This window comes from Phenylobacterium sp. (assembly GCF_030698145.1).
Lineage (GTDB): Bacteria > Pseudomonadota > Alphaproteobacteria > Caulobacterales > Caulobacteraceae > Phenylobacterium.
The window spans coordinates 1-13,380 of sequence record NZ_JAUYNW010000127.1; the positions used below are offsets into that span (position 1 = coordinate 1).

The 13,380-nt window shown below is 69.8% G+C and carries 17 protein-coding genes and 1 other RNA gene; 10 read left to right on the forward strand and 8 right to left on the reverse strand.

Annotated elements, in window-relative coordinates:
• The 3 genes from ffs to Q8Q77_RS18205 form a co-directional block, all read left to right on the forward strand.
• Positions 1-81: signal recognition particle sRNA small type (ffs, locus tag Q8Q77_RS18195), an RNA gene on the forward strand; the annotation flags it as partial.
• Between the two features lie 22 nt (positions 82-103).
• Positions 104-1,933 (forward strand): DNA polymerase III subunit gamma/tau, encoded by a 1,830-nt coding sequence (locus Q8Q77_RS18200; protein WP_305585217.1) that lies wholly within the window; start codon positions 104-106, stop codon positions 1,931-1,933.
• 29 nt (positions 1,934-1,962) lie between these two features.
• Positions 1,963-2,289, forward strand: a complete 327-nt coding sequence (locus Q8Q77_RS18205) for a YbaB/EbfC family nucleoid-associated protein (RefSeq protein ID WP_305585218.1) — start codon at positions 1,963-1,965, stop codon at positions 2,287-2,289.
• Here Q8Q77_RS18205 and Q8Q77_RS18210 read toward each other — a convergent pair.
• Positions 2,286-2,810, reverse strand: coding sequence for an N-acetyltransferase (locus tag Q8Q77_RS18210; protein WP_305585220.1), 525 nt, complete (start codon positions 2,808-2,810; stop codon positions 2,286-2,288). The genes Q8Q77_RS18205 and Q8Q77_RS18210 overlap by 4 nt on opposite strands.
• Before the next feature lie 77 nt (positions 2,811-2,887).
• Between Q8Q77_RS18210 and recR the strand changes: the two genes are divergently transcribed.
• Positions 2,888-3,490, forward strand: a complete 603-nt coding sequence (recR, locus tag Q8Q77_RS18215) for a recombination mediator RecR (protein WP_305585238.1) — start codon at positions 2,888-2,890, stop codon at positions 3,488-3,490.
• Here the strand turns inward: recR and Q8Q77_RS18220 are convergent.
• A complete protein-coding gene (locus Q8Q77_RS18220; protein WP_305585222.1) occupies positions 3,487-4,002 on the reverse strand; it encodes a GNAT family N-acetyltransferase in 516 nt (171 codons plus the stop codon). The genes recR and Q8Q77_RS18220 overlap by 4 nt on opposite strands.
• A gap of 65 nt (positions 4,003-4,067) precedes the next feature.
• On the opposite strand from Q8Q77_RS18220, the gene mtnN reads away from it, so the two are divergent.
• Genes mtnN through def form a run of 3 tightly spaced genes read left to right on the forward strand, consistent with a single transcriptional unit; the run spans position 4,068 to position 6,609 of the window.
• The gene (mtnN, locus tag Q8Q77_RS18225; RefSeq protein ID WP_305585224.1) at positions 4,068-4,802 is read left to right on the forward strand and encodes a 5'-methylthioadenosine/S-adenosylhomocysteine nucleosidase; all 735 of its coding nucleotides are present in this window, start codon (positions 4,068-4,070) and stop codon (positions 4,800-4,802) included.
• 10 nt (positions 4,803-4,812) lie between these two features.
• The gene (locus tag Q8Q77_RS18230; RefSeq protein ID WP_305585225.1) at positions 4,813-6,084 is read left to right on the forward strand and encodes a DNA recombination protein RmuC; all 1,272 of its coding nucleotides are present in this window, start codon (positions 4,813-4,815) and stop codon (positions 6,082-6,084) included.
• Between the two features lie 15 nt (positions 6,085-6,099).
• Positions 6,100-6,609, forward strand: coding sequence for a peptide deformylase (gene def / locus Q8Q77_RS18235; RefSeq protein WP_305585226.1), 510 nt, complete (start codon positions 6,100-6,102; stop codon positions 6,607-6,609).
• Here def and Q8Q77_RS18240 read toward each other — a convergent pair.
• Complete coding sequence (locus tag Q8Q77_RS18240) at positions 6,584-7,165, reverse strand: AAA family ATPase (RefSeq protein ID WP_305585227.1); 582 nt, start codon at positions 7,163-7,165, stop codon at positions 6,584-6,586. The two genes, def and Q8Q77_RS18240, sit on opposite strands and share 26 nt — an antisense overlap.
• A 71-nt stretch (positions 7,166-7,236) precedes the next feature.
• Positions 7,237-7,569: a hypothetical protein gene (locus Q8Q77_RS18245; RefSeq protein ID WP_305585229.1), complete on the reverse strand. Its 333-nt coding sequence runs from the start codon at positions 7,567-7,569 to the stop codon at positions 7,237-7,239.
• A 90-nt stretch (positions 7,570-7,659) separates the two neighbouring features.
• On the opposite strand from Q8Q77_RS18245, the gene fmt reads away from it, so the two are divergent.
• Together fmt and truA are read left to right on the forward strand one after the other, a co-directional pair.
• Complete coding sequence (gene fmt, locus Q8Q77_RS18250; RefSeq protein ID WP_305585230.1) at positions 7,660-8,586, forward strand: methionyl-tRNA formyltransferase; 927 nt, start codon at positions 7,660-7,662, stop codon at positions 8,584-8,586.
• Positions 8,586-9,341 (forward strand): tRNA pseudouridine(38-40) synthase TruA, encoded by a 756-nt coding sequence (truA, locus tag Q8Q77_RS18255; protein ID WP_305585231.1) that lies wholly within the window; start codon positions 8,586-8,588, stop codon positions 9,339-9,341. Before fmt ends, truA begins: the two co-directional genes overlap by 1 nt.
• Here truA and dapE read toward each other — a convergent pair.
• Positions 9,317-10,471: a succinyl-diaminopimelate desuccinylase gene (dapE, locus tag Q8Q77_RS18260; RefSeq protein ID WP_305585233.1), complete on the reverse strand. Its 1,155-nt coding sequence runs from the start codon at positions 10,469-10,471 to the stop codon at positions 9,317-9,319. The two genes, truA and dapE, sit on opposite strands and share 25 nt — an antisense overlap.
• A gap of 48 nt (positions 10,472-10,519) precedes the next feature.
• Between dapE and Q8Q77_RS18265 the strand changes: the two genes are divergently transcribed.
• Positions 10,520-10,972 (forward strand): cupin domain-containing protein, encoded by a 453-nt coding sequence (locus tag Q8Q77_RS18265; protein ID WP_305585234.1) that lies wholly within the window; start codon positions 10,520-10,522, stop codon positions 10,970-10,972.
• Between the two features lie 255 nt (positions 10,973-11,227).
• Here the strand turns inward: Q8Q77_RS18265 and dapD are convergent, their stop codons facing one another.
• The 3 genes from dapD to argB form a co-directional block, all read right to left on the reverse strand.
• Positions 11,228-12,055 (reverse strand): 2,3,4,5-tetrahydropyridine-2,6-dicarboxylate N-succinyltransferase, encoded by an 828-nt coding sequence (gene dapD / locus Q8Q77_RS18270; protein WP_305585235.1) that lies wholly within the window; start codon positions 12,053-12,055, stop codon positions 11,228-11,230.
• On the reverse strand, positions 12,055-12,717 hold the full coding sequence (locus Q8Q77_RS18275) for a pyrimidine 5'-nucleotidase (RefSeq protein ID WP_305585236.1): 663 nt from the start codon (positions 12,715-12,717) through the stop codon (positions 12,055-12,057). Before Q8Q77_RS18275 ends, dapD begins: the two co-directional genes overlap by 1 nt.
• Positions 12,714-13,380: acetylglutamate kinase (gene argB / locus Q8Q77_RS18280; protein WP_305585237.1), on the reverse strand; the 667-nt coding region annotated here is incomplete at its 5' end. The genes argB and Q8Q77_RS18275, both read right to left, overlap by 4 nt.

Genomic DNA, 13,380 nt, shown 5'->3' on the forward strand with positions numbered 1-13,380 from the left:
GGACGCCTCGCCAACCCGGTCAGGTCCGGAAGGAAGCAGCCGCAACGAGTTTCGCTCCGGGTCGTCGTTCGGTCTCCACCCAAAGCTTTACCCTCGGGCGCCAATGGCCGACGAAGACGAACCCGAGACAGTCGAACGCGATCCCGACACGAGCGACATGTTCGGCGCGCCTGCGGTTCCGCCTGCGAACCACATCCTAAAGGCCGAGACCGGCTCCTTTGAGCTAACGGGCAGCGCCGCCTACACTGTCATCGCCCGCAAGTACCGGCCCAGGACCTTCGAGGACCTGTTCGGACAGGAGGCGATGGTGCGCACCCTGCGCAACGCCTTCGCCACCGGCCGCATCGCCCACGCCTTCATGCTCACCGGGGTCCGGGGGGTCGGCAAGACGACCACGGCCCGCCTGCTGGCCCGGGCGCTGAACTATGAGAGCGACACGGTCCACGAGCCGAGCCTGGACCTCTCCGTCGACGGCCGCCACTGCAAGGCGATCATCGAGGGGCGGCACATGGACGTGCTGGAGCTGGACGCCGCCAGCCGCACCAAGGTCGACGAGATGCGCGAGCTGCTGGACGGGGTGCGCTACGCCCCTGTCGAGGCGCGATACAAAGTCTATGTCATCGACGAAGTGCACATGTTGTCGACGGCGGCGTTCAACGCCCTGCTGAAGACGCTGGAAGAGCCGCCGCCGCACGCCAAGTTCATCTTCGCCACCACCGAGATCCGCAAGGTGCCGGTGACCATCCTCTCGCGCTGCCAGCGGTTCGACCTGCGCCGGGTCGAGCCGGAGGTCATCGTCAAGAACCTGGAGATGATCGCTGAGAACGAGGGCTCCCGCGTCGAGGCCGACGGCCTGCTGCTGATCGCCCGCGCCGCCGAGGGCTCGGTGCGCGACGCCCAGTCGATGCTCGACCAAGCCATCGTGCAGGCCGAGGTGGGCCAGACGGTCACCGCCGCCTCGATCCGCGACATGCTGGGCCTGGCCGACCGGGCCCAGACCATCACCCTGTTCGAACAGGCCATGCGCGGCGAGGCCGGCGCGGCCATCGAGACCTTCCGCACCCTCTACGGCTTCGGCGCCGGTCCCGACCAGGTGATGCTGGACCTGCTGGACCACGCCCACGGCGCGGCGGTCGCCAAGGCCATCGGGCCCCAGGCCCTGATCATGCCCAAGGAGCAGGCCGGACGGCTGGCGGCCATCGGGGCGGCGGTCTCGGCCGGGACCCTGTCGCGGGTCTGGCAGATGCTGCTGCGGAGCCACGACGAGGTGCGCCGCGCGCCCGACGCCGCGGCGGCCTGCGACATGGCCCTCATCCGCCTGGCCTACGCCGCCGACCTGCCGGGCCCTGAGGAGGCGCTGAAGCGCCTGCAGTCGGGCGAGACCCTGCCGAGCAGCGGCCCGGCTCCGGCGCCTTCGGGTGGCGGCGGAAGCGGCGGCGGCATGTCGGCCGCCGGCATCGGCGGTTCGGTCAACGCCCAAGCGCGGATGGTGGCCCAGCCCCAGACCAATGAGCCGGTTCCGACCCTGCAGTCCTTCGCCGACGTCCTGGCCCTGATCGAGAAGAAGCGCGACATCGCGTTGCGCCTCGACGTCGAACGCTATGTCCGGCCGATCAGCTTCCGGCCCGGCGCCCTGGAATACGAGCCCGCCCCCGGCGCGCCGGTGAACCTGGCCCAGCGCCTGGTGGGCCGCCTGAAGGAATGGACCGGCCAGCCCTGGCTGATCGCCGCCCAGGGCGGCGGCGGAGCCGAGAGCGCCTGGGAACGCCAGAAGCGCGAGGAGCGCGAGGTCCGCGTCCAGATCGAGGCCGACCCCTTCATCGTCGCGGTGATGGACGCCTTCCCCGGGGCCGAGATCGTCAGCGTGCGTAACCTGCCCGTGCCGGAGGCGTCGCCGATGACCGACGCGCCGGACGAGGACGAAGACGAGTAGGAGAATTTATCGATGAAAGAGTTAGCTCGATGAAGGATTTGGGCGGCCTGATGAAGCAGGCCCAGGCCATGCAGCAGAAGCTGGCCGACGCCCAGGCGCGGCTGGCGGAGATCACTGTCGAGGGCACCTCCGGCGGCGGCATGGTCAAGCTGACCCTGAAGGGCACCGGCGAACTGGCGGCGGTCGAGCTGGACGAGACCCTGCTGCAACCCGGCGAGGGCGAGGTGATCTCCGACCTGCTGGTCGCCGCCCACGCCGCCGCCAAGCGCAAGCTGGACGCCCAGCAGTCGGAGCTGATGCGCGAGGCCGCCGGTCCGCTGGCGGCCATGGGCCTGCCCGGCATGCCGAAGTTCTAGACTGGGAGCCGGTGTTCCATCCGGAGCACCTCGTGCTCCGAGTCGCTGAGCTGCTGAGTTGCTGTTCCGATCTGCTCGAAGCCCATCCGGGTCCAAAAGGCCAGAGCACGGGGATTCTGCCGCTGGACCACCAGACGGATTCGTTCGCCACCGCAGTCGGCGACCCAGGCGGTGAGCGCTCCGTAGAGGCGCGTGCCCAGGCCGCCTCCCCGGGCCTCCGGCGCGAGCATCATCAAGCCCAGGTACCAAGTCCGGTCCTCGGGAAAGTCGCGCAGCAGGTCGATCGCGCCGACGAGATCGCCTGAAGCCAGCACGCCGATCACCTGCTTGCGCTCCAGCGGCAGGCCGGGCGGCGCGGCCGCCAACAGCTCCGCCGCCGCCTCGGGTCCCGGCGCGGCGCCGGTGACCAGCGTCTTGAAGTCCGCGCATCGCTCTTGCAGGCGCTGCAGGTTCGCAACGTCCGCCTCACCGAGGGCGACCAGCTGATAACCTTCGAGCGTCGGAAACTCATCAGCCTTCATTCGCGGCCCGCCCCGTGCTTGAATCGAATCATTCTGACGCCGCTTACGTCGAGCGCCTAGCCTGACTGGAGTATCCCCTGGCCGCTTCCGCCGGACCCGAGATCGAGCGGCTGATCTCGCTGCTCTCCAAGCTGCCGGGGCTCGGGCCCCGGTCGGCCCGGCGTGCGGCGCTGGCTCTGCTCAAGCGCCGCGACCAGCTTCTGGTCCCGCTGAACGAGGCCCTGACCCAGGCCGCCGAACGGGTGCGCACCTGCTCGGTCTGCGGCTCGCTGGATACGCAGGACCCCTGCGCCATCTGTTCCGACCAGAGCCGCGACGCTTCCCTGATCTGCGTGGTGGAGGAAGTCGGCGCGCTCTGGGCCATGGAGCGGGCGGTGGCCTTCCGCGGCCGCTACCACGTGCTGGGCGGCCTGCTGTCGGCCCTGGACGGTGTGGGGCCCGACGCGCTGAAAATCGGGCCGCTGGTTCACCGCGCCGAGGCGGAGGCCATCGGCGAGGTGATCCTGGCCCTGCCGGCCACGGTTGACGGCCAGACCACCGCCCACTACCTGGCCGAACGGCTGGCCGGCGCTGGCGTCTCAGTGACCATGCTGGCGCGCGGCGTGCCGGTGGGCGGTGAGCTCGACTGGCTGGACGACGGCACCATCAATCAGGCCATGCGGGCCAGACGTCCGGCCTAGGGCCGCGCGACCCAGACCAGGCCGCGCCAGGCGTGGCCGTCGTTGACGGTCTCGAAATCGCGCGCCGCGTCACGTTCCAGGTTCAGCTTCCGCATGACCGATTGAGACCGCAGGTTTGTGGGCTCGGTGTAGCTCAGCACCTCGTCGAAGCCGTGGCGGGCGAAGCCGTCCTCCAGGCTGGCGCGGGCGGCCTCGGTGGCCAGGCCCTGGCCCCAGGCGCGGCGCGCCAGCCGCCAGCCGATCTCGACGCCGGGGCCGACCGGATGGCCGCTGTCGACCGGCATGATCCCGACGTAGCCGAGGAACCCGCCGTCCGGGTCGGTCACGGCGAAGCGGCTGAAGCCCTGCCGTTCGTAGGCGTCTCGATAGCGGTCCAGCTTGCGCGCGGCGTTCTCACGGTCGAGCGGGCCGCCATAGTCGGCCATCACCTCGGGATCGGCCAGCATGCCGGCGAGGCCGTCGAGGTCGGCGTCGCGCCAGGGTCGCAGGATCAGGCGGTCGGTGCGGATCATCGGCTTGCCCTCTCCTGGCCACGTTATGCTAGCACGCGACGGTGGGCGCGAGAGGCGAGCAGGCGATGTACGGGATCCTTTGCGCGACGCCGGAAGAGCTTTCCGCGCTGCGGGCCCGGCTCGCCGTCGATCCGACGCCGCAAGTCTTCGGGCCGAGCCGCGTCTGGACCGGAGTCCACGACGGCGAGGCCTTCGCCCTGGCGCTGGCGGGCCTGGGCAAGGTCAATGCCGCCGCGGCCGCCACGATCCTGTTGAGCGCCTTCGAGGCCAAGGCCCTGATCTTCGCGGGCGTGGCGGGGGGCCTCAATCCCGACCTGCCGGTCGGCGCGGTGCTCCTGGCCGACGGTCTGGCGATCCACGACTACGGCCTGGTCGCGCAGAACAGGTTCACCCCGACCTTGTCGGGCAAGATTCCGCTGGGCGCGCCGCGCCTGACGGCGTTGGCGCCCGTCCCCGTCAGGGTTCGCGCGATCCTGGAGAGGCTGCGCGAGGCGGTCGCGGGGCGGCTGGGCCACCCCGTGAGCCTCGGCGGCGTTGTCACAGCCGACTATTTCCTGAACTGCGCGGCGACCCGCGACAGCCTGCGGGCCGACTTCGGGGCTGACGCCATCGACATGGAGTCCGGCGCGGTGGATCAGGTGGCCCAGGCCTGGGGCCGGCCGCTCTATGTGATCCGCACGCTCTCGGACCTCGCCGGCGAGGACAGTCACCTGACCTACGGTGAGATGGCCGCCATGGCCGCGGCGAACTCGGCCCTCTGCGTCACCGCGCTGCTGGCGATCCTGGCCGACTCCGACTAAAGAACGGAGCATGAACTTCGAGACCTTGCTGCTGATCCTCGCCGCCGCGCTGCTCGTGGGCCTGCCTTTGCTGGCCTGGGCGTTGATGGAGCGCGGGCGGGCCAACCGGGCCGAGGCGCGCGCCTGGTCGCTGCAGGACGCGGCCGTGCGGGTGAAGATCATCGAGGAGCAGGGGGCCAAGAACGCCGCCTTCCTCCAGGGCGAGGCGGCCAGCGCCATCGCCGAACAGGTGCTCAAGCGCGCCGACGAGACCTTCCACAACCGCGAACAGCTCGCCCAGGCGAGGCTGGAGGCGCAGCTCAAGCCGGTGGCCGAGAGCCTGGCCAAGTTCCAGGAACAGGTGGTCGCCGTCGAGAAAAGCCGGGCCGAGGAGAGTGGGGGGCTGAAGGCCCAGATCGCGGCCCTTATGCAGGCCTCGGTCGACACCCAGTCGGAAGCCCGCAAGCTGTCGGCCGCCCTGCGCCGCGGGGCCGGGGTCCAGGGCCGCTGGGGCGAGCAGACCCTGCGTAACGTCCTGGAGGCCGCGGGCCTGCATAACCGCTACGACTTCGACGAACAGACCTCCACCGACACCGAGGAGGGCCGCCGACGGCCCGACGTCACCGTGCGCCTGCCGGGCGGGGCGGTGTTCGTGATCGACGCCAAGTGTTCGCTGAACGCCTTTCTCGACGCCCAGGACGCGGTGGACGAGACGGTGCGCGAGGCGGCCTATGTCCGGCACGCCCAGAGCGTCCGGGCCCACATGCTGGGCCTGTCGGCCAAGGCCTACTGGGACCAGTTCAACCAGGGCTCCCCCGATTTCGTGGCCATGTTCATCCCCGGAGACAGCTTCCTGGCCGCGGCCCTGGAGCGGGCGCCCGAGCTGATGACCGAGGCCATGGACCGCCGGGTGCTGGTGGTGACGCCCACCACCCTGTTCGCCCTCTGCAAGGCCGTGGTCTACGGCTGGCGGGTCGAGGAGCAGGCGGCCAACGCCCAGGAGATCTCCAAGCTGGGGCGCGAGCTCTACAAGCGCCTGTCGGTGATGGGCGGCCACGCCGCCTCGGTGGGCAAGGCGCTCGAGCAGGCGGTCGGCAAGTACAACGCCTTCGTGGGCTCGCTGGAGACCCAGGTCATGACCCAGGCCCGGCGCTTCGAGGACCTGAAGGTCGACCACGAGGGGCGCGAACTGCCCGAACTGACCCCCGTCGACGGCGGCGTCCGCGCGCTGACCAAGCTGGCCAGCGAGTTCGACCCTGACGAGGCGGGGCAAGTCACCGCCTTGACGGCCAAGGGTCGCTGACCTACCTGCGTTCTCATGGCCTTACGCGAAATCCTTGTTGTCCCCGATCCGGTCCTGAAACGGGTCTCCCAGCCTGTGGAGAAGGTCGACGACGCGTTGCGCGCGCTCATGGATGACATGCTCGAGACCATGTACGAAGCCCCCGGCATCGGCCTGGCCGCGATCCAGGTGGGCGTGGCCAAGCGGGTCATCGTCATGGACATCGCGGGACCCGACGAGGAGAAGGCGCCGCGCTTTTTCGTGAACCCGGAAATTCTCTGGACCTCGGAGGAGACCCTTCCCTACGAGGAGGGCTGCCTGTCGATCCCCGACATCTTCGACGAGGTCGAGCGCCCCGCCCGGGTGAAGCTGAAATACCTGAATTATTCGGGCGAGGAAGTGGTCGAGGACGCCGAGGGCCTGTTCGCCGTCTGCATCCAGCACGAGATGGACCACCTCGAAGGCGTGCTGTTCATCGACTACCTCTCGCGCCTGAAGCGCGACCGGGCCGTGGCCAAGGTCAAGAAACAGGCCCGCGCGGCCTAATCCCAGTCGGTATCTCCGCCTGGCGATACGAGGCGAGCCAATCAAGTATCGCCAGGGCTGCGGCCTCGGCCGACAGCTGCGTGCAGTCGAGGCGCAGCAGCGCGTCGCCGCCAGTGTCCAATAGCGCCCAATTCTTCCGATATGCCTGAAGCGCAATCGGATCGGTCATCTTCCCACCTCGACCGCGTCCCTCGGACTGCACGCGCCGGGCGTTTTCCTCGGGTGAGCAGGCCATAGACACGACAAGGAATTTCGAGCCGCGACGGACGGCCATATCCAGCATCGCCTGCCACATCTCCCGACCCCAGTCGGAGTCGCTACAGGCGTTTGTCGTCACGACAGGAACGTCGAGCGGCAGGGCCTCCACACCATTGAAGGCTACATCGCGAACGCCGCGTGCGAGCAAGTCCCAGCTTGGCGAGCGAAAGTCCGCCAGTGCGAAGGCGACATCGTAGATCGCGTGGTTGTCGAGCAAACGCCCATTCAGCCGCTGGGCGAGGATGCGCCCGACCGTGAGTTTTCCAACGCCCGGGTAGCCGTTCAGGTGAATGATCAAGGGCCCGCTCGTCCGAAACTAGCCAGGACCTTGCCCGCGAAGGTGACGCATCGCAACGAGCGTACGGATCGTCAGTGCCCGTCGTGGTCCTGGGCGGCCTTCTCGGCCGGCGTCGGCGCCGTGGCCGAGTGGATCGCCTGCTTGGCTTCGCCGGCGGCGTCCTTGGCGGCTTCCTTGGCCATGGTTCCGGCGTCCTTGGCCGCGTCCTTGATCTCGGTCCCTGCGGCTTTCACCTCGGGGCTGGTGGCGAAGTCCTTGGTCTCGGCCGCCACGGTGCTGGCGGCCTCCTTGGTTTCGGCGGCGACCTTGTCGGCGGCGGCCTGGGCGTCGGCCTTCTCGGCGGGCGAGCAGGCGGCGAGGCCCAGGATCGCGGCGATGGCCGCGGCGGTCAGTAGCGTGCGCATGACGTGTGGTTTCCCTATCCCGGCGTTCAGAGGAACGGCCAAGCTTGCGCCTGGTTCCTAAAACTCCGCCACGCCGCTAAACGAGCGTCAATGCGTATCGCCTTCCTCGGAACCCCCGACTTCGCCGTCGCCGCCCTGAACGCCCTGGTCGAGGCCGGGCACGATGTCGCCTGCGTCTATTCCCAGCCCCCCGCGCCGCGCGGCCGGGGCCAGGAACTGAAGTCTTCTGCGGTGCAGGCCTATGCGGAGCAACACGGCATCCCAGTGCGCACCCCGGCCTCCATGCGCGACGCGGCCGAGATCGAGGCCTTCGCGGCCCTCGGCCTCGACGCCGGGGTGGTGGTGGCCTTCGGCCAGATCCTGCCGCGCGAGGTGCTCGACGCGCCGCGCCTGGGCTGTTTCAACCTGCACGCCTCGCTGTTGCCGCGATGGCGGGGCGCCGCCCCGATCCAGCGGGCGATCATGGCCGGCGACAAGTTGACCGGGGCCGAGGTCATGCAGATGACCGAAGGCCTGGACGAGGGGCCGGTCCTGGCCTCGGAGACACTGCGCATCGACGCCCTGGAGACCGCCGGGACCCTGCACGACCGCCTGGCGGAGGTCGGCGCGGCGCTGCTTGCCCGCACGATGGCCGCCGTCGAACGCGGCGAGGCCCGGGCCGAGCCCCAGCCGGCGGAGGGCGAGACCTACGCTAAGAAGATCCGCCCCAAGGAGGCGCGCATCCGCTGGACCAGGCCGGCCGCCGAGGTGGATCGCAAGATTCGCGGCCTATCGCCCTTTCCCGGCGCCTGGTTCGAACTGCCCACCGAGCGGGGCCCGGTCCGTGTGAAGGCCCTGCTGTCCCAGCGCGAGGACGCCGAGGGCGCGCCGGGCACGGTGCTGGACGACGCCCTGCTGGTGGCCTGCGGCGAGGGCGCGGTGCGCCTGCTGCGCGTGCAGCGCGAGGGCAAGGGGCCCCAGGACGCGGCGACCTTCCTGCGTGGCCGCCCGGTCGCGCCTGGCGTGGTGCTGGGCTGATGCCCCGCTACCGGCTCACCATCGAGTATGACGGCCGGCCCTATCGCGGCTTCCAGGCCCAGGACGACCTGCCTTCAGTGCAGGTTTCCATCGAGCGCGCGGTGGAGGCCTTCTGCGGCGAGACGCTGCGCGTCCACGCGGCCGGACGCACCGACACCGGGGTCCACGCCACCGGACAGGTGATCCACATCGACCTGGCCAAGGACTGGCGGGCCGAGGTGGTGCGCGACGCCTTGAACGCCCATCTGCGGCCCCAACCCATCGTGGTGCTGGAGGCGCAGGTCGCGCCGGACGACTGGCACGCGCGGTTCTCGGCGACCGGGCGGCGCTATCTCTACCGGATCCTCAACCGCCGCGCACCGCCGGGGCTCGACCAGGGCCGGGTCTGGCACGTGGCCAAGCCGCTGGACGCCCAGGCGATGCACGAGGCGGCCCAGGCCCTGGTCGGACACCACGACTTCACGACGTTCCGCCACATCCACTGCCAGGCGAAGTCGCCGGAAAAGACCCTCGACGTGGCCCGGGTGAGCCGGGATGGCGAGGAGGTCCGGCTGGTCTTCGAGGCGCGATCCTTCCTGCACCGCCAAGTACGGTCCCTGACCGGGTCCATCGTCGAGGTGGGGATCGGGCGCTGGAGCGCCAGCGACCTGAAGGCCGCCCTGGAGGCCCGCGACCGCGCCGCCTGCGGTCCCGTCGCCCCGGCCGACGGGCTTTATCTGACCGGCGTGGACTACGCGCCGAACGCCTCGAAATAGCGGGCGATCAGGCGCTCATAGACCGCCTGGAGCTTGTGGATCTCCTCGACCGGCGCGCGTTCGTCGACGGCGTGCATGGTGGTCCCCACCAGGCCGAGCTCGACCACCGGGCAGAGGTCGCGGATGAAGCGGGCGTCTGAGGTGCCGCCGGTGGTGGAGAGCTCGGGCGCGCGGCCGGCCACGTCGGCCACGGCGGCGGCCACCAGGTCGGTGAACGGTCCCGGCGCGGTGAGGAAGGCCTCGCCGCTGATCACCGGCTCGACCTTGATGGTCCCGGCGAAGTCGATGTCCAGGGCGGCGGCCTCCCGCGCGATCCAGCCGGCGAGGTCCGCGCCCTTGTGGGCGGGGTTGAAGCGGATGTTCAGCCGCGCCTTGGCCTGGGCCGGGATGACATTGGTCGCGCCGTTGCCGACATCGACCGTGGTGACTTCCAGGTTCGATGGCTGGAAGCCGTTGTAGCCCTCGTCGAGCACATGGTTCTGCAAGCGGGCGAGCAGCTCGATCAACACTGGGATCGGGTTGGCCGCCCGCTGGGGATAGGCCACGTGGCCCTGCCTGCCGTCGACGGTGATCCAGGTGTTGATCGAGCCGCGCCGGCCGATCTTGATCATGTCGCCGAAGGTCTCGGCGCTGGACGGTTCGCCCACCACGCAATGGTCGAGGATCTCGCCCTGCGCCTTCAGCGCCTCTACGACCATCCGGGTGCCGTGGGTGGCCACGCCCTCCTCGTCGCCGGTGATCAGGAAGGACAGCGAGCCCTTCACCTGGCCCGCGGCGATGGCCTTGGCGGCGGCGGCGGCGAAGGCGGCGACCGCGCTCTTCATGTCGACCGCGCCGCGCCCGATCAGCATGCCGTCGACGATCTCGGCGGCGAAAGCCTCGCGGCTCCAGGCCTGGGCGTCGCCCACCGGCACCACGTCGGTGTGGCCGGCGAAGCAGAGGTTGGGCCGGGCGGTCCCGAAGCGGGCGTAGAGGTTCTCGATCTCGCCGAACCTCATGCGCCGGCAGGCGAAGCCCAGGCTCTCCAGGGTGCGCTGGACGATGTCCATGGCCCCCTCGTCGGCGGGGGTCACCGACGGGCGGCGGATCAATTCCTGGGTGAGGGCGACGGGATCGATGGCGAGCGACATGGGCGCGCTTTACGGTTCCGGCGGCCCAATCGCAAACGGAACCTGCGCATGCCGAAGGTCGACCTCACCGCCGCGCTCACCAAGCACGGGGACAGCTACCCCCCGCCGCTCAACCTCATGTGCGCCCAGATCAGCCGCACCAAGCTGGGAAACGCCGTTGGCCTGACCGATTTCGGGGTCAGCCTGCTGCGGCTGCCGCCCGGCCAATGGTCGGCCCAGCGCCACTGGCACGAGGAGGAGGACGAGTTCGTGATGATCGTCGAGGGCGAGGTCGTGCTGGTGGAGGACGGCGGCGAGACGGTGCTGGTCGCCGGCGACTTCGCAGGCTTTCCCCGTGACGCGCCGAACGGCCACCACCTGCAGAACCGCAGCGGCCGCGTGGCGGTGGTGCTGGAGATCGGCTCGCGGCGGCCGGGCTCGGCCTGCCACTATCCCGACGTCGACCTTGAAGCGCCCGCCGGCAGCTCCGGTTACGTCCACAAGGACGGTACGCCCTATTGACCGTCAGATCCTCCCCCAGCGCGCAGCGCGGTTTGGGGCCCCGCCCTTCGCGAGGCGAAGGGCGTTCTTCGCGGCGATCGACAAATCGTTGTCGATCGCATCCGGCTCGCAAGCGCGAGCCGGCGCTCATCACGGTGGCGCGTCGCCTCTTTCGGCGACGTGACGGAGGGGGTTGCAGCCCACCAACAAGAGTCAAAGTCCCCCTTAGTCACCTGCGGTGACAGCTCCCCCAGGAGGGGAGCATCTGGGAGGACGCTACTCCCGCAGCAGTTCGTTGATCGAGGTCTTGGAGCGGGTCCGTTCGTCCACGGTCTTGACGATGACCGCGCAGTTGATCGAGGGCAGGCCTTCGCCGAATGGGCTGGGCATGGAGCCCGGCATGATCACCGAATAGGGCGGCACCTCGCCCATGAAGACCTCGCCGGTCTTGCGGTCGATGATGCGGGTGGTCGAGGTGATGAAGGTGCCCATGGACAGCACGCTGCCCTCGCGGACGATGACGCCTTCGGCCACTTCGGAGCGGGCGCCGATGAAGCAGTTGTCCTCGATGATGGTGGGGTTGGCCTGCAGGGGCTCCAGGACCCCGCCGATGCCCGCGCCGCCGGACAGGTGCACGTTCTTGCCGATCTGGGCGCAGGAGCCGACCGTGGCCCAGGTGTCGACCATGGTCCCCTCGTCGACATAGGCGCCGATGTTCACGAAGGACGGAGTCAGCACCACGTTGCGGGCCAGGAAGGCGCCGCGGCGCACCACGCAGCCGGGGACCGCGCGGAAGCCGGCGGCCTCGAAGCGAGCGGCGTCCCAGCCGGTGAACTTGGACGGCACCTTGTCCCAGTAGGGGCCCGGCGCGTCGGCCTCGACCAGCTTGTTGGCGTTGAGGCGGAAGGACAGCAGGATCGCCTGCTTGGCCCACTGGTGGGTGGTCCAGACCCCGTCGGCGCCGCGGGTGGCGACGCGCAGGGTCCCGGCGTCGAGCTGGTTCAGGGTCTCCTCCACGGCTTCGCGGACGGCGCCCTGGGTGGCGGTGTTGACCTCATCCCGGGCGTCCCAGGCGGCTTCGATCACGGGCTTCAAATCGGACATCAGGCGGCTTCCTTCAGGCGGGCCCCGGTGAGGAAGGGCGCGAGCTTGGCGGTGCGGTGGTGGACGTAGGGGGCGGTGGAGGCGGCGGCGCGAGGGCCGACGAGGACCGTGGTCATGCCGAGGTCGGCGGCGGGCTTCAGGTTGCGCTCGCTGTCCTCGAAGAAGGCGGTGGTCCCGGGATCGATGCCATGGGCGTCGATCATCCGCTGGAACCCCAGGGGATCGGGCTTGGGCGCGAAACCGAACGAATGGATGTGGAAGACATCGTCGAACAGGCCGGCCAGCCCCAGGTGGGCCATGACCCGCTCTGCGTGCTTGTCGTCGGCGTTGGTGAAGATGAACCGGCGGCCGGGCAGGTGGGCCAGGGCCGCCAGCAGGTCGGGATCCTGGGCCAGGACCTCCAGCGAGAGATCGTGAAACAGGGCGTGGAAATCGGCTGGATCGACGCCGTGGTTCAGCATCAGGCCCTTCAGCGTCAGGCCATGCTCGGCCAGGTATTTCTTCTGCAGGACATAGGCCTGGTCGCGGGGCAGGCCCGAGACCTTGGCGACGAAGTCGGTCATTCGCCCCTCGACCGAGCCCATGAACCCGGACTCCTCAGGATAGAGGGTGTTGTCCAGGTCGAAGAGCCAGGTGTCGATGTGGGTGAGGTCGGCGGTCATGCGCAGATGAGCGTGCCCGAGCCGTGCTCCGTGAACAGCTCCACCAGCATGGCGTGGGGCCGGCGGCCGTCCAGGATGACCACGGCCTCGACGCCGGATTCCACCGCGGCGATGGCGGTCTCCAGCTTGGGGATCATGCCGCCGGTGGCCACACCGCTGTCGATGGCGGCGCGGGCCTCGGCGACGGTCATCTGGCGGATGAGGTCGCCCTTGGCGTCCAGCACGCCGCGCACGTCGGTGAGCAGCAGCATGCGCTTGGCGTTCAGCGCCCCGGCCAGGGCGCCGGCCACGGTGTCGGCGTTGATGTTGTAGGTCATCCCCTCCACCGAGGTGCCGATGGGGGCGATCACCGGGACATAGTCCTCGTCGGCGTAGATCAAGGCCTCGATCAGCTTGGGATCGATGACCGTCGGCTCGCCCACGAAGCCCAGGTCGACGGCCTGTTCGATCTGGCTGTCAGGGTCCTTCTTGGTGCGGACGGCCTTCTCCACCGTGATCAGCCGGGCGTCCTTGCCCGACAGGCCCACGCCGCGCACGTCGGCCTCGGCGCCGGCGAGCGTGATCCAGTTGGCGATCTCCTTGTTGATGGCGCCCGACAGCACCATCTCGGCGACCTCCATGGTGGCCTCGTCGGTGACCCGCAGGCCGTCGACGAAGCTCGAC

Coding starts and splice junctions, on each gene's coding strand:
- dapD (WP_305585235.1), bottom strand. CDS start 12,055: ATGTCCGATTTGAAGCCCGTGATCGAAGCCGCCTGGGACGCCCGGGAT.
- Q8Q77_RS18265 (WP_305585234.1), top strand. CDS start 10,520: ATGCCGAAGGTCGACCTCACCGCCGCGCTCACCAAGCACGGGGACAGC.
- Q8Q77_RS18200 (WP_305585217.1), top strand. CDS start 104: ATGGCCGACGAAGACGAACCCGAGACAGTCGAACGCGATCCCGACACG.
- fmt (WP_305585230.1), top strand. CDS start 7,660: ATGCGTATCGCCTTCCTCGGAACCCCCGACTTCGCCGTCGCCGCCCTG.
- def (WP_305585226.1), top strand. CDS start 6,100: ATGGCCTTACGCGAAATCCTTGTTGTCCCCGATCCGGTCCTGAAACGG.
- Q8Q77_RS18220 (WP_305585222.1), bottom strand. CDS start 4,002: ATGATCCGCACCGACCGCCTGATCCTGCGACCCTGGCGCGACGCCGAC.
- Q8Q77_RS18275 (WP_305585236.1), bottom strand. CDS start 12,717: ATGACCGCCGACCTCACCCACATCGACACCTGGCTCTTCGACCTGGAC.
- Q8Q77_RS18245 (WP_305585229.1), bottom strand. CDS start 7,569: ATGCGCACGCTACTGACCGCCGCGGCCATCGCCGCGATCCTGGGCCTC.
- Q8Q77_RS18205 (WP_305585218.1), top strand. CDS start 1,963: ATGAAGGATTTGGGCGGCCTGATGAAGCAGGCCCAGGCCATGCAGCAG.
- Q8Q77_RS18210 (WP_305585220.1), bottom strand. CDS start 2,810: ATGAAGGCTGATGAGTTTCCGACGCTCGAAGGTTATCAGCTGGTCGCC.
- dapE (WP_305585233.1), bottom strand. CDS start 10,471: ATGTCGCTCGCCATCGATCCCGTCGCCCTCACCCAGGAATTGATCCGC.
- Q8Q77_RS18230 (WP_305585225.1), top strand. CDS start 4,813: ATGAACTTCGAGACCTTGCTGCTGATCCTCGCCGCCGCGCTGCTCGTG.
- mtnN (WP_305585224.1), top strand. CDS start 4,068: ATGTACGGGATCCTTTGCGCGACGCCGGAAGAGCTTTCCGCGCTGCGG.
- truA (WP_305585231.1), top strand. CDS start 8,586: ATGCCCCGCTACCGGCTCACCATCGAGTATGACGGCCGGCCCTATCGC.